The organism is Cyanobium sp. NIVA-CYA 375 (genome assembly GCF_056108345.1).
This window is the reverse complement of the sequence record NZ_JBSYHW010000024.1, coordinates 23,543-35,890: the sequence shown is the minus strand read 5'-3', so window position 1 is coordinate 35,890 and position 12,348 is coordinate 23,543. Positions and strand designations below refer to the sequence as shown.

The window sequence follows — 12,348 nt, the reverse complement described above, 5'->3', positions numbered from 1 at the left end:
TGAAAACTTCGTCTTCCCTGAAGAGGTTCTGCCCCGCGGCAACGCTCTTTGATCAGACTCTGGTTTTGATATTCGAAACCAGCCTCAGCGCCTCCACGGAGGCGCTTTTTTAATGGCTAAATTTGACAAGTTCTGTCAGCAGTGATGTGGCAGCGTTCGAGCCCTCGGGTCCGGATGTTGCCGAATGCATCGCCGGCTGGCTCCAATCCCCCGAGGAGGAGGTGCCCGTGAGTTCCAGTTGTTTCACCCAGGGTCTGCTGATCGCGGAGAACGCCCTCTAGTTGGTTTCGCGGCTGAATCAGGCCCGGCGAGAGCCCCCGACGAGCCCCGTGCCCGTCGGGGGCATCGTTTTTGGGAGCGCGTGTCATTGTGCGCAGTGTCACAGGCCCAGGCGCGGTTGCTGTGATACCGGGTGATTATGTGTTCGGCGCATTGCGCCATCTCGTGTGAGGAACCCATGAAACTCTTTAAGCAACTCCTGGTTGCACCTGCAGCGCTTGGTCTGCTGGCCCCTATGGCCGCTACCGCAGCTGAGCTCAACTTGGACGGCGTCAACAAGTACGCCTCCGAGGAGCAAGTCACCAGCATCTCCCAGTTCTCTGACGTCAAGCCCACCGACTGGGCTTACCAGGCTCTGTCCAACCTGATCGAGCGCTACGGCTGCGTCGCTGGTTACCCCGACGGCACCTACAAGGGCGCCAAGGCCATGACCCGCTTCGAAGCAGCTGCTCTGCTCAACGCTTGTCTCGACCGCGTCACCGAAGTGACCGACGAGCTCAAGAAGCTGATGGCCGAGTTCGAGAAGGAACTCGCCATCCTCAAGGGTCGTGTGGATGGCCTCGAAGCCAAAGTGGGCGAACTGGAAGCTAACCAGTTCTCCACCACCACCAAGCTGAAGGGTATCGCCACCATGGTGCTGGGTGGTGCCAGCCAGGGTGCGAATGCTGCCAACAATCCTAACCCCGGTGGTGTGATTGGACTAAATGGCAACGATGCCAGCGAAGTCACCTTCAACTATGACGTTCGCCTGATCTTCGACACCAGCTTCACCGGCAAGGACCTGCTGCGCACCACCCTGCGCTCCGGCAACTTCGCCAACTCCATCTTCGGCAACGGCAACACCACCCTGGAAACCGCCTTCCAGGAAGAAACAACTGGTCCCGGCACCACCAGTGGCCAAGACACGGTTGGCATCAACCGCCTCTTCTATCAGTTCCCGATTGGCGAAAACTTCACCGCCACCTTTGGTGCGAAGGTTCGTCAGGACGACATGCTGGCTATGTGGCCCAGCTTGTATCCCGGTGACAGCGTCCTGGATCTGTTCACCTACGCCGGTGCGGGCGGTACCTACTCCCTCAACCTGGGCGCTGGTGCTGGTCTCTGGTATCAGAAAGATGGCTTCAGCATGAGCGTCAACTTCGTTTCCAACGAAATTGCTGCTGAAAACTCCACCTTGGGTGTTGATGAGGCCTACACCTTCACAACCCAGGTTGGTTATGCCGGTAAAAACTGGGGTGTGGCTCTGGCCTACACCTATGCAGATTTTGCCGGATCTAGCGATCCTACGTTCAACACAGTTGGTATTTTGGGCGCTAACCCCTACTTGGGGAATGGTGGTCTGAGTGCTTACTGGCAGCCTGAGGAGTCCGGTTGGATCCCCTCGATCAGCGCTGGTGTTGGCTTTGGTACCTCCAATCTTCCTATTGCTGACGACAACTACAGCTGGATGGTGGGCCTGCAGTGGGCTGACCTCTTCATGAAGGGCAATGCCCTTGGCATGGCGATTGGCACCTCCGGTCAACTCCAGACCGGAGCTCCCACAACCCGCGGCATCATCACAGACAACGGCCAGTCCAACCTCGCCTATGAACTGTGGTACAAGTTCCAGGTCACCGACAATATCAGCGTGACCCCCGCCTTCTTCTGGATTGAGAACTCACAAGTTCTGGGCGGCGCCCCTGGTACTGGCGACGACACCTACGGTGCACTGATCAAGACTACCTTCAAGTTCTGATCCTCAGAAGCTAACTGGACCGGATTCCTCACACACCTCCGGTCCTTTCCTTCTCCACTTCTCAACACACACACCTCAATCAACCCCAGCCTCGGCTGGGGTTTTTTGTTGGGGAGCGATATCGGCAGGCAGCGCGGCCTGAGTTCCTAAAGTCATCATCAAATTCCTTTGCTTGCGGAGGCTGAGCCCTGGCTGCTGCTGAACCCACTGCCGATCCTTATCGCGTGCTGGGTGTTTCACCCACTGCCAGCGGCGCTGAAATCAAGGCCGCCTACCGGGCCCTGGTGAAGCAACACCACCCGGATGCCGGCGGTGATGACCGCACAATCCTGGCCCTAAACGCAGCCTGGGAGGTATTACGCGACGCCGATCGCCGCCGCCGCCACGACCTCACAGCGCCCACCTCTTTAGATCCTGCTGGCGCCAGCTTTTCCGTGAAGCGGGCCCGAGCCCAGTCGACACGCAGCGCCGCCACTGATGCCGTTTTGCAGCAGTGGTTGCAGCAGGTATATGCCCCTATCGATCGGCTTTTGGCTCAGGTGATCAACCCGTTCCCAGCCCAGCTCAAGGCCCTTTCAGCCGATCCCTACGACGACACCTTGATGGAGTCATTCTGTGCCTTCCTTGAGCAGGGTAAGGCCCGCGTCGACAAGGTTGAGTTGATCTACCGTTCCCAGGTCTGTCCACCAGGGGCCCAAGTATTTGCCCTTGATCTTTATCACTGCCTCAGCCTGGTTAAAGATGCTCTAACTGAGCTGGAGCGCTACACCATGGGCTACGTGGATTCATACGTGCACGATGGCCGAGAGCTTTTAAAGCAAGCTAGCCTGCGCCGTCAGGCCCTGCAGGCGCAGCGGCGGGAGTTAGGTGGGTGAGTTGATTGCCTCAGGAGAAAAGAGGGCTGCCAAAAAGCCTCCTAGTATCATGATTATGAGGGTGAAGTAAAAGGCGGCAAATAGGACGGTATGGGTTGTCAGTGGGAAAAGCATTACGAGCAATGTGGCTGCATAGGGTGCTGCCATTCTTTGCCTTTCTTGGCATGCCAACGCAAACCAGCGCCAGCCAAGTCCTATTGCGAGCAGCAGTCCACCAAGGCCAATTAACCCTGTTTCGGCTGTCAGTTCTAGGTAAATGTTGTGGGCGTGAGTGGGTGTATCTCGATGGCCATGGGGTGTGAGTTGGGCATAAAGCGGGTAGGCGGGGCGGAACGCATTGATGCCAACCCCGGTAAGGGGGCGATCTTGAATCATTTTTAGCCCTGCATCAACAAGAAAAGCTCTGTCGGAGGTGAAGCGGTTTAAGGAATCAAATAGTCGCTTGCTTGATTTGGTATCGCCTGGGTCATCGCGTAGCTCCTGCAGAGAACTGGCTATTTGGTTGCCGGAGGAGATCATCCAGTTCGACCGTTGTTGCAGGGTTGGGGCAAATGGATACACAGCAACCATGATTGCCACTAAAGCCGCTGCGCCAATAAGGCGGGTGCGCCTACTCCACAGACTTGATAGCGCAATCAGGCCAACAGCCAGTAGTAGAAGATTATTACGCTGACCTGAGAGAATCACCGTTACTACTATTCCGCTCAGCAGGGCAATGGCCCAGCGCTGGCGTTGTTTCAATGGCTCCCATAGCACTAGGGGAGTCAGCGCTGCCACGATGATTCCAAAAATGCCATTAGTAGTGAACGGGCCATTGATCATCCCCTCCGCTTTGGGCGTGATGCCAAATACATCTGCGCCGGTGAGAGCTTGCAGCAGGCCATCGCCGATCCAAGCGGCAATCACTATCACTAGGCCGGTCTGCAGCCAGCGGTGATCTTGCTGGCGGCGCAGCCCGTAGAGCACGCTCAGGCCCGCCAGCCCAACGAGCACAACTGAGGCGATTTCACCCCAGCTTTTGCTGGGAGCTAGTGATGTGGGTATGGAAAGCAACCCTGGAATCAGCAAGCACAGCAGCAGCAAACCCAGCCGTTTGGCTGGTTCAGCCACCGCTCGCCATTCGCCTCGCCAGGTGAGAGCCAAGCCCAGTAGGGCTGAACCCACCAACGGCACCCGGTATTCCCCCGGGAAGGGCTGCCAGGCCACCAGCAGGAGCGCAAAAAAGCGGCAAAAATTGGTCAGAGTCAACGCTCTGCCAAGGTCTGCAAAACTTTTCAAGCCGGAAAGGCCTCCAGTTGGTCCAGTCGCAGCCACACATCCGGCACCGGGCGTCGCCAGCGCAGCTGGGCATAGTCGCCCTTGATGGCCAGGATTTCGCCAGGGCCTTCTGCCAAGTAACCCGGCAGCGGCCCTTCGCTTGCCTTGGCTTCCAGGCTGCCGCTGTAAGCAGCTTGGTTTACCCGCACCAGGCTGCCCTTCTTTAAGGGCGTCTGGGCTGCAGGTGCTGGGGTGGCGTCAGCCATGGTGAGTTTGTCTGTTGGCTCAGGCTAAGGCGCTCCGGGCAGCCCAGACCAGCTCGTCTTAGTTGCAAGCGCCTAGCCTCCCTCAAGCTGTTAAGTCTGAAATGCGGCTGCTGCTGCTGGGTTGTTCAGGGTTTGTTGGCCGCGAGCTGGTGCCTTTTCTGCTCGAACTAGGCCATGAGCTGACCCTCGTGAGTCGCCAGCCCCAGCCCTTTCCGGCCCTGGTTGGTAAGCGACTGTCCTGCATACGCCTAGATCCGGCCGAGCCGGCCAGTTGGGCGAACAACGGCCTCGACAAGGCCCTTGCCGCGGCGGAGGGAGTCGTGAACCTTGCTGGTGAGCCGATCGCTGAGCGTCGTTGGACTCCGGCCCACTGCCAGCTGTTGCTGCAAAGCCGCGTTCGCACTACGGAGCTGCTGGTGGCTGCCTTGGCGCGGCTGGAGCAGCCCCCCGCCGTGCTGGTTAATGGTTCAGCCGTGGGCTTTTACGGCACAAGTACGCAGGCGCGTTTCAGCGAGGCCAGCCCAGCTGGTGGCGATTTTCTGGCCGAGATTTGCCAGCGCTGGGAGGCGGCCGCTGATCAGGTCCCAGCTGCTTGCCGGCTGGTGAAGTTGCGCATCGGCATCGTGCTCGGCCCCGATGGTGGTGCCCTCGGCAAGATGTTGCCGATCTTCCGTTTGGGTTTCGGCGGGCCGGTGGGCTCAGGCCGCCAGTGGATGAGCTGGATTCATCGCCACGATCTCTGCCGCCTGATCGCCACGGCCCTTGAAGATGGCGCCTACAGCGGCGTCTACAACGCCGTTAGCCCGGAAGCCACCACCATGGGCCTGTTCGCCAGTGCCTTGGGCAAGGCCCTGGGGCGTCCCAGCCTGTTGCCTGTGCCGGCGCCGATCCTGCAGCTTCTGCTCGGTGACGGCGCCCAGGTGGTGCTGGAGGGTCAGCAGGTGCTGCCCGAGCGCTTGCTGGCCCAGGGGTTCACTTTCCAGTACCCCCAGCTCAGCGCTGCCCTCGCCGCTGCCACCAGCCCAGCGCCCCACTGAGCAGGGCTGCTCCCATCAGCAAGCCAATTGCTGGGGTAAAAAGCGGCTCCCACAGCCGCTGAAACAACTCCAGGGGGGCTTCGATGTGCTGGCTGTGCAGGGTTACGGCCACGGCAAACCAAATTGCCCCGGCAATCACCACAAACACATCCACCACCAGCAGGGTGTCCATCGATCCCTTGAGTTGCTGCAGCATGGTGGGGGAGGGTTTAGGTGCGGTCATGGCAGCTCAGGGGCCGGATTAGGGCGCAGCATTGCCATGATCGCCGCTGCCATCGCCTGGCTGCCGCCGGGCGCGCCGATTCGCTCCAGGCCAATGGCCGCCAGGGACTGGCGTAGGACTGGTCCTTGCTTGTAATCGCCTTGCTGCTCCAGCAGGCACTGGGCTAGCTGGGCGGTGGCGGCCAGGGTTGCTGCACTGCCGCTGCTGCCGGGGGCGCAGCGCACGCCAGGGCCCAGCAGGCGGCGTTGGGCTTCAGCAAAGCCCGCTGTGAATTGGGGGCCCTGTCCCACCAGCTGAAGCACTGGCTTAGCCAGCCCCACGGCCTGTTCGGCGGCGGTGCCAGCCATGCACAGCACCAGCTGGGAGGAGGCCAAGATCTCCCCAAATTGGCCCCAGCCAAGTTCAACGGCCAGGGGGCCGCGAACCAGCCGGTCACCTGCCTCGAGCCGCCAGCCAAGGGGGCCGGCCAGCTTGGCAACGCAGCTGCTGTCGAACTCGGCCACCAGGGCAGCGCGCGGCCGCAGGGGCTGGCTGCGCACCCATTCCTCGGGCAACAGCGCCAGCACCCGCAGCATCAGAGCGAAATTGCGCGCCGCTTCCGGCAGGCGGCTGCCTGGAACCAGCGCCAGCGCCAATTGCAACGCCGGCAGTGGCCGAGATTCGCTTGTGTCGGCGCTCACCACGTCGAGGAAGGGATTGCCGAGGAAGACCACGGCACGGTTCAGTTGCTGGCTGAGGTCGTTGGCGGTGAGGGAATCGCGGCTCCAGATCGCCTTGATGCCCGCTTGGTTTAGCAGCCAGCCGCAGGGCCAGGGCAGGCGTAGTCGACCCTCGTAGTGGCTGGAGTAAGCCACCAGATAAACGGCGTTGGGCAGGCCCGAGAGCCAGCCCCCCAGCACGGCCAGCACATCACCCACGGCCACCACCAGGCCGTAATGGCAGCGGCGGCGGCGCAGGAGCAGGAGCCGGCCGAGCACATGGCCCAGCTGGCCCTCCAGCAGCTCGCTGAGGCGACCGGCCAGGCTGGTGTAGCCGAGGCCGCCAGTGCTGCAGCTGCGGGTGCGCCCGAGCACCGGCACGCCCCGCTGGCGATAGGGGCTGCCGTGGCCCACCAGGGGCAGGGCCTCAACCGGGATTCCCCGCTGCATCAGCTCGGCAGCTACCAGGGCACCACTGAGGTCTTCCCCGTGGCCATTGCTGAGTAGCAGAACCGGTTTCAACCCGCCAGCCAGGCCTTCAGCTTCTCCATGGCCTTCCAGCCCGGTTTGCGCACCAGGCCATCAGCGATCGATTTCTGCAGTTCGCCAGCCATCTCTGGTGCCACCAACATCACCCGCTGCACAATTTCGATGTGTTCGCGCACCCCTTTGGCCCCCGTTTCCAGCATCGCCAGGCTCAGGTTGATGCGGGCCTGGGGGTCCTGGGGGTTAAGGCGCACGGCGGTTTTGGCGGAGCGCAGGGCGGCTTGGGGTTGCTCATCGAGCAGCTGCAGCCAGGCCAGGCAGGTCCATCCCGCCGACTGATTGGGGGACTGCTCGGTGATGGCGACGAAGCTATCGATCAAATCAGCTGGTGCCACTCCCTCCTGGTAGCGCTGCATGGCCTGCTCGAACAGGGACGGTGCGTCTGCTGAGGTCATAGGGAGGCGGCTTGCCTGGTCATCTGCTCAGATTGCCACCCGATGGGCATTACACCGCAAAGGAGCTGCCGCAGCCGCAGGTCTGGCTGGCATTGGGGTTGGTGAAGTTGAAGCCGCCGCCGATTAGGGCTGAGGAAAAATCCAGCTGCATTCCGTAGATGTAGAGCAGGCTCTTGGGATCGCACACCACCGCGAAACTGGGAGCATCGGCAGGTTCGTAGGTGTAGTGCTCGTCATCAGCCAGGATCGCGCTGGCCTCGATGAAGTCCATCGTGTAACTCATGCCGCTGCAGCCCCCGGATCGCACGCCCACCCTCAACACCTTGGCCTCGCCCTGCTGATTCATCAGAGCCCCCAGCTGCTTCATGGCCGGTTCGGTGATCAGGATCCCCTTGCCGTCTTTGGCGGTGAAGGTGGGCTGGGCCTGGGCTGCAACAGCTGTGACAGTTTCGGTACTCATAGAGATCTACGCCAATTGCACCCACTGTATGGAGGCTTCCTGTTCGCTGCCTGGCGGAGTGTCTCCATAGAGTCGGCGCACTACTGAGGGTTGAAAGGGTGCAGGTCGCCATCGTGGGAGCGGGACTGGCCGGTTTATCTGCGGCGGTGGATCTGGTGGATGCCGGCCACCAGGTGGATATTTACGACGCCCGGCCGTTTCTGGGCGGCAAGGTGGGCAGCTGGGTGGATGAGGGCGGCAACCACATTGAGATGGGGCTGCATGTGTTCTTCTTCAACTACGCCAACCTCTTCGCCCTGATGCGCAAGGTGGGGGCGATCGACAACCTGCTGCCCAAGGACCACACCCACCTGTTTGTGAACACGGGCGGCGACCTGCGGGAGCTGGATTTTCGCTTCGCCCTTGGCGCGCCCTTCAACGGCCTCAAGGCCTTCTTCACCACTCCCCAGCTCGACTGGGTCGACAAGCTGCGCAATGCCTTGGCCTTGGGCACTAGTCCGATTGTGCGCGGCCTGGTCGACTACGAGGGAGCAATGAAGACGATCCGAGCCCTGGACCGGATCAGCTTTCAGCAGTGGTTTGTGGGCCATGGCGGTAGTGAGCAGAGCATCAAACGGATGTGGAATCCGATCGCCTATGCCCTGGGCTTCATTGATTGCGAGTCGATCTCGGCCCGCTGCATGCTCACGATCTTCTTGATGTTTGCCTCCAAAACCGAGGCATCCAAGCTCAACCTGCTCAAGGGCTCGCCCCACCGCTGGCTCACGGGCCCGATCCTCGACTACATCCAGCAGCGCGGCGGCAGGCTGCATTTGCGCCACCGGGTCACGGAGGTGCATTTCGAGGAGGGGCCAGCCGGCCTCGATGGCCAGCCCGCTACCCAAGTGAGCAGCCTCACTCTCGGCACCCCTGAGGGCGATGTCTCTGTAGTTGCAGACACCTATCTGGCCGCCTGCGATGTGCCTGGTATTCAGCGAATGCTGCCGAAAGCCTGGCGCCGCTGGCCCCTATTCGACAACATTTATAAGCTCGATGCCGTGCCGGTGGCCACCGTGCAGCTCAGATACGACGGCTGGGTAACCGAGCTCGGTGCGGGCGCCGCCGCCGCCGCTGCCCGCACCGATCTCAGCAGCCCCGCTGGCCTCGACAACTTGCTCTATACCGCCGACGCTGACTTCAGCTGCTTTGCCGATTTGGCCCTGGCCAGCCCCGAGGATTACCGCAAGCAGGGACAGGGCTCCTTGCTCCAATGCGTGCTTACCCCAGGCGATCCCTGGATTCCCAAGAAAACCGAAGAGATCGTGGCCCACACTGACGCCCAGGTGCGAAGCCTGTTTCCTTCGGCCGCGGGCCTGAAGCTGGTGTGGAGCAATGTAGTGAAGCTGGCCCAGTCCCTCTACCGCGAGGCACCCGGCATGGAGCCTTACCGGCCCGACCAAGCTACGCCGGTAGCCAACTTTTATCTGGCCGGTAGTTACACCAAGCAGGATTACATCGATTCGATGGAAGGCGCCACCATGAGTGGGCGCTTGGCCGCAGCGGCGATCCTGGGCCGCCAGGCTGCTTTAGCCACCAACACCCCTTTCGCATAGGAGATTCCATGGGCCGTTGGCTCGAGCACAGCGTTACCACGGAGATCCGGGCCTCGGTGGATCAGGTGTGGGAGGTGTGGAGTGATTTGGAGGCGATGCCCAAGTGGATGCGCTGGATCGAGTCAGTTGTCACCGAACCCAACGATCCCGACCTCACCGATTGGACCTTGGCGGCGCAGGGCTTCCGCTTTCATTGGAAAGCCCGTATCAGTCAGCGGGTGGAGGCCCAGCAATTGCACTGGGAGTCGGTGGGAGGTCTGCCCACAAAAGGGGCGGTGCGCTTTTACTCGCAGGCTCCCGAGCTCACGGCGGTCAAGCTGAGTGTCAGCTATGAATTGCCCGGGGTCTTGGCACCGTTGATGGATGCCAGCATCTTGGGTGGAATTGTGACTAGGGAGCTTCAGGCAAACCTTGACCGATTCCGTGATCTCGTTGAAGCCCGTAATCTCTGAATCCCTCGGCGCTGCCATTGGTGCTGCCCTGCTGTTGGCCGCCTGCGCTGCAGAGCCACCGCCTCAAGCCACCGTCCCGGCGCTCTCACCGCCTAAGGCGTCAGCGCCAGTTGTGGCAACGGTACCTCTGGCTGGATTGACACCCCTGCCCAGCTCCAGTCAGGTGGTGGCCTCAGTTGCCGCTGGGCGTGTCGATCCCTTTGCGTCCCTGGCGACACCCCCTTCCCGAGCTCAGGGAATCCTCCGGCCAACAGTTGGCACGGGTCGTCCAGCGTTACTCAGCCTGCCCTCTGGTTTGGTTTTCAATGGGGTGATCCGCGCAGGCGGGCGCCCTGAAGCCCTGGTGCAGTTCGCTGGCGAGAGCGGCACCTTGCGGGTCGGCCAGAGAGGCGGCAGCACCACGCCCCTACTGCCGGCGGGTTGGAGCGTGGCCAGCATCGATGTTCAAAACGGTCGCCTCACCCTGCGTCAGGGCAAGCAGGCGGTGACGGCTGAGCTCTGGGATAAGCCCTGAGGCTGCGGCTGCAGGCCTCTACTAGCCCAGCCAGGTCATGGGGATCGGCTTCAGCATCGACGCGGCCGATTAGCTGCCGGCAGCGCGCGCTTGTTTGGGGTCCGATTGAAACCACCGCCACCCCCTCCAGCTGCCTGCTCCAGGTGGGCCCGAAAGCCCCTTCCAGCAGCTGGCAGGTGTGGCTCACGGTTTTGCCGCTGCTGAAGGTGATGGCGTCGAGGCGCCGTTGCTCTAGGGCGGCCACCGCAGCGCTGGGTAAACCCTCGGGACAGCCGGTCTCGTAGGCGGCAACTTCCACCACCCGCACACCAGCAGCGGCGAAGGCATCCGCTAAAAGTGTGCGGCCGCCGCTCTGCACCCGGGGCAGCAAAAGGCGCAGCCCCCAACCCGAGACGGGAAAATGCTCCAGCAGGCTGTCGGCCACAAAGCTGGGCGGGATGAAGTCGGCGGGCGCTCCAAGCGATTCGAGCTGGGCGGCGGTTTTACTGCCTACCGCAGCGATCTTCAGGTGGCTGGGCCGCCGTGCCAGGCAGCGGCCGATGCGGCGCAGCCGCTGCTCCACGGCCTCAACGCCGTTGCCACTGGAAAAAACCAGCCAGTGGAAATCATCGAGCTCGGCCAGGGCATCGTCGAGGGGGCCCCATTCATCTGGTGGTGTCACCACCAAGGCCGGCAGGTCGACCACCGTGGCGCCAGCGGCTTCAAATAGGCGCCGGGCTTCTCCTAGCTTGGTTTCGGCCCTGGTCACGGCGATGCTGCGGCCGCTCAGATCAGACTCAGGAGCCATGGCCAGGGGGATCACTGGTCATCCAGCTTGACCATGCTGCCCGCCTGCTGCCGCAGTGCTTCCGCTTCGCTTTGCCGGTTTTGCTGCTCCAGCAGGGCGATCGCCTGACGGAAGCCGCTGCGTGCCCCTGGCACGTCGCCGCTGAGCAGCAGGGCCACGGCCAGGTTCTGCTGGGCGGCGGCCAGGCTTGGATCGCGCTCTAGGGCTGAGCGGTAGGCCGCGATTGCCGCCGGCAGCTGGCCGCGTCGCCGCTCGCTGATCCCCAGGTGCAGCCAGCCGAGGGCCAGTTCGGGCGCCGCTGCGCAGGCCTGGCGGCACAATTCGCAGGCCTCTTCCAGGGCTCCCTGGCTCCTGGTGCCGGACTCTTGCAGCAGGGCGGCCAGATTCAGCCTGGCCGCCAGGGTGAGCCGCGGCGGCAGGGGTAGCTCCAGGGCTTGGCGGTAGAGCTGGCTGGCGCGGTTCGGGTCGCTGCTGCCCAGGGCGATCGCCAGGTGCAGCAGCAGCTCGTAGTGCTCGGGGTGGCGGCTGGCTGGGCACCGGGCCAATCCCTGCTGCAGCAAGGCGATGCCGCGTTCGCGGTTGCCCTCGCTCACCTCCAGGCTGCCGAGCTTGGCGCAGGCGTAGGGATCTCCCGGCTGGGCGGCCAGGTCGGCCTCCATGGCCTGGCGCAGCCGCTTCGCCTTGGCGCCGCTGGCCAGCAGATCACTGCTGTAGCCATCGTGGGCCAAGGCAGGCACGGCGCAATCAGCCAGTTGCCAGTGGGGCTCCTTTTCCAGCAGGGCCAGCACGCTGTCATCCACCATCGAGTGGTAAGGCCGGCTCCAGTGGATGGCTGGATGGCGGCGAAACAGGCGGCTCACATTTGAGTAAGGCGACTGGGCCGCCCCCAGCTCCTGCCGCAGCAGGTTGATCAGCAGCAGGTCCGGCTCGGCCATCAGGTCTTGGAGCGGCTGGCGGGCCTCGGGCAGCAGCCACTCGTCGGCATCGAGCACCAGCACCCAGTCGCCGTTCACGTGCCCCAGGGCCTCATTGCGGGCCGGCGCGAAATCCCCTGGCCAGGGCAGCTGGTGCACCACCGCACCGCAGCTCTCGGCGATGGCGATGGTGGCATCGCTGGAACCGGTGTCCAGCAGCACCATTTCATCGACGAAGCCCGCCACCGAGGCCAGGCAGCGCTCCAGCCGCTCGGCTTCGTTGCGCACGATCATCGAGAGACTGAGCATTGGCCGCAT

The 12,348-nt window shown here is 62.6% G+C and carries 15 protein-coding genes; 7 read left to right on the top strand and 8 right to left on the bottom strand.

Translation table 11 applies throughout. The features are described 5' to 3' along the window. Window positions 1-122 precede the first annotated feature (122 nt). The 3 genes from AC01FP_RS08255 to AC01FP_RS08245 all read left to right on the top strand — a co-directional run bounded on the left by AC01FP_RS08255 (window position 123) and on the right by AC01FP_RS08245 (window position 2,889). Window positions 123-281, top strand: coding sequence for a hypothetical protein (locus AC01FP_RS08255; protein ID WP_474479461.1), 159 nt, complete (start codon window positions 123-125; stop codon window positions 279-281). 176 nt (window positions 282-457) lie between these two features. After that, on the top strand, window positions 458-2,014 hold the full coding sequence (locus AC01FP_RS08250) for an iron uptake porin (RefSeq protein WP_474479459.1): 1,557 nt from the start codon (window positions 458-460) through the stop codon (window positions 2,012-2,014). Window positions 2,015-2,238: 224 nt separating this feature from the next. After that, window positions 2,239-2,889, top strand: coding sequence for a DnaJ domain-containing protein (locus tag AC01FP_RS08245; protein WP_474479457.1), 651 nt, complete (start codon window positions 2,239-2,241; stop codon window positions 2,887-2,889). Here AC01FP_RS08245 and AC01FP_RS08240 read toward each other — a convergent pair. Together AC01FP_RS08240 and ndhO are read right to left on the bottom strand one after the other, a co-directional pair. Then, on the bottom strand, window positions 2,878-3,999 hold the full coding sequence (locus AC01FP_RS08240; RefSeq protein WP_474479456.1) for an O-antigen ligase family protein: 1,122 nt from the start codon (window positions 3,997-3,999) through the stop codon (window positions 2,878-2,880). The genes AC01FP_RS08245 and AC01FP_RS08240 overlap by 12 nt on opposite strands. A gap of 164 nt (window positions 4,000-4,163) precedes the next feature. Continuing rightward, a complete protein-coding gene (gene ndhO / locus AC01FP_RS08235) occupies window positions 4,164-4,412 on the bottom strand; it encodes an NAD(P)H-quinone oxidoreductase subunit O (RefSeq protein ID WP_474479453.1) in 249 nt (82 codons plus the stop codon). 101 nt (window positions 4,413-4,513) lie between these two features. Between ndhO and AC01FP_RS08230 the strand changes: the two genes are divergently transcribed. Then, window positions 4,514-5,449 (top strand): TIGR01777 family oxidoreductase, encoded by a 936-nt coding sequence (locus tag AC01FP_RS08230; protein WP_474479451.1) that lies wholly within the window; start codon window positions 4,514-4,516, stop codon window positions 5,447-5,449. Here AC01FP_RS08230 and AC01FP_RS08225 read toward each other — a convergent pair. From AC01FP_RS08225 to AC01FP_RS08210, 4 genes are read right to left on the bottom strand one after another with little or no spacing between them, the layout of a single operon-like run. Continuing rightward, entirely contained in the window at window positions 5,406-5,672 is a 267-nt protein-coding gene (locus AC01FP_RS08225; protein WP_474479450.1) for a hypothetical protein, read from the bottom strand. The genes AC01FP_RS08230 and AC01FP_RS08225 overlap by 44 nt on opposite strands. Beyond that, window positions 5,669-6,892, bottom strand: coding sequence for a lipid-A-disaccharide synthase-related protein (locus tag AC01FP_RS08220; RefSeq protein WP_474479449.1), 1,224 nt, complete (start codon window positions 6,890-6,892; stop codon window positions 5,669-5,671). Before AC01FP_RS08220 ends, AC01FP_RS08225 begins: the two co-directional genes overlap by 4 nt. Next, window positions 6,889-7,311 (bottom strand): tetratricopeptide repeat protein, encoded by a 423-nt coding sequence (locus AC01FP_RS08215; protein ID WP_474479448.1) that lies wholly within the window; start codon window positions 7,309-7,311, stop codon window positions 6,889-6,891. Before AC01FP_RS08215 ends, AC01FP_RS08220 begins: the two co-directional genes overlap by 4 nt. A gap of 49 nt (window positions 7,312-7,360) precedes the next feature. Continuing rightward, window positions 7,361-7,771: a HesB/IscA family protein gene (locus tag AC01FP_RS08210; RefSeq protein ID WP_474479447.1), complete on the bottom strand. Its 411-nt coding sequence runs from the start codon at window positions 7,769-7,771 to the stop codon at window positions 7,361-7,363. A 98-nt stretch (window positions 7,772-7,869) separates the two neighbouring features. Here AC01FP_RS08210 and zds point away from each other — a divergent pair, with 98 nt between their 5' ends. From zds to AC01FP_RS08195, 3 genes are read left to right on the top strand one after another with little or no spacing between them, the layout of a single operon-like run. Further along, a complete protein-coding gene (zds, locus tag AC01FP_RS08205) occupies window positions 7,870-9,363 on the top strand; it encodes a 9,9'-di-cis-zeta-carotene desaturase (protein WP_474479446.1) in 1,494 nt (497 codons plus the stop codon). A gap of 8 nt (window positions 9,364-9,371) precedes the next feature. Continuing rightward, window positions 9,372-9,815, top strand: a complete 444-nt coding sequence (locus tag AC01FP_RS08200; protein ID WP_474479445.1) for an SRPBCC family protein — start codon at window positions 9,372-9,374, stop codon at window positions 9,813-9,815. Continuing rightward, window positions 9,787-10,329: a hypothetical protein gene (locus AC01FP_RS08195; RefSeq protein ID WP_474479444.1), complete on the top strand. Its 543-nt coding sequence runs from the start codon at window positions 9,787-9,789 to the stop codon at window positions 10,327-10,329. Before AC01FP_RS08200 ends, AC01FP_RS08195 begins: the two co-directional genes overlap by 29 nt. Here the strand turns inward: AC01FP_RS08195 and AC01FP_RS08190 are convergent. Further along, entirely contained in the window at window positions 10,274-11,116 is an 843-nt protein-coding gene (locus AC01FP_RS08190) for a uroporphyrinogen-III synthase (RefSeq protein WP_474479442.1), read from the bottom strand. The two genes, AC01FP_RS08195 and AC01FP_RS08190, sit on opposite strands and share 56 nt — an antisense overlap. A gap of 11 nt (window positions 11,117-11,127) precedes the next feature. Beyond that, window positions 11,128-12,339: a glycosyltransferase family 2 protein gene (locus tag AC01FP_RS08185; RefSeq protein ID WP_474479466.1), complete on the bottom strand. Its 1,212-nt coding sequence runs from the start codon at window positions 12,337-12,339 to the stop codon at window positions 11,128-11,130. Window positions 12,340-12,348 lie beyond the last annotated feature (9 nt).

What these genes read in the sequence shown, in the direction of transcription:
- AC01FP_RS08250 (WP_474479459.1), top strand. Translation starts at nt 458, where the DNA reads ATGAAACTCTTTAAGCAACTCCTGGTTGCACCTGCAGCGCTTGGTCTG.
- ndhO (WP_474479453.1), bottom strand. Translation starts at nt 4,412, where the DNA reads ATGGCTGACGCCACCCCAGCACCTGCAGCCCAGACGCCCTTAAAGAAG.
- AC01FP_RS08230 (WP_474479451.1), top strand. Translation starts at nt 4,514, where the DNA reads ATGCGGCTGCTGCTGCTGGGTTGTTCAGGGTTTGTTGGCCGCGAGCTG.
- AC01FP_RS08225 (WP_474479450.1), bottom strand. Translation starts at nt 5,672, where the DNA reads ATGACCGCACCTAAACCCTCCCCCACCATGCTGCAGCAACTCAAGGGA.
- AC01FP_RS08215 (WP_474479448.1), bottom strand. Translation starts at nt 7,311, where the DNA reads ATGACCTCAGCAGACGCACCGTCCCTGTTCGAGCAGGCCATGCAGCGC.
- AC01FP_RS08210 (WP_474479447.1), bottom strand. Translation starts at nt 7,771, where the DNA reads ATGAGTACCGAAACTGTCACAGCTGTTGCAGCCCAGGCCCAGCCCACC.
- AC01FP_RS08200 (WP_474479445.1), top strand. Translation starts at nt 9,372, where the DNA reads ATGGGCCGTTGGCTCGAGCACAGCGTTACCACGGAGATCCGGGCCTCG.
- AC01FP_RS08190 (WP_474479442.1), bottom strand. Translation starts at nt 11,116, where the DNA reads ATGGCTCCTGAGTCTGATCTGAGCGGCCGCAGCATCGCCGTGACCAGG.
- AC01FP_RS08185 (WP_474479466.1), bottom strand. Translation starts at nt 12,339, where the DNA reads ATGCTCAGTCTCTCGATGATCGTGCGCAACGAAGCCGAGCGGCTGGAG.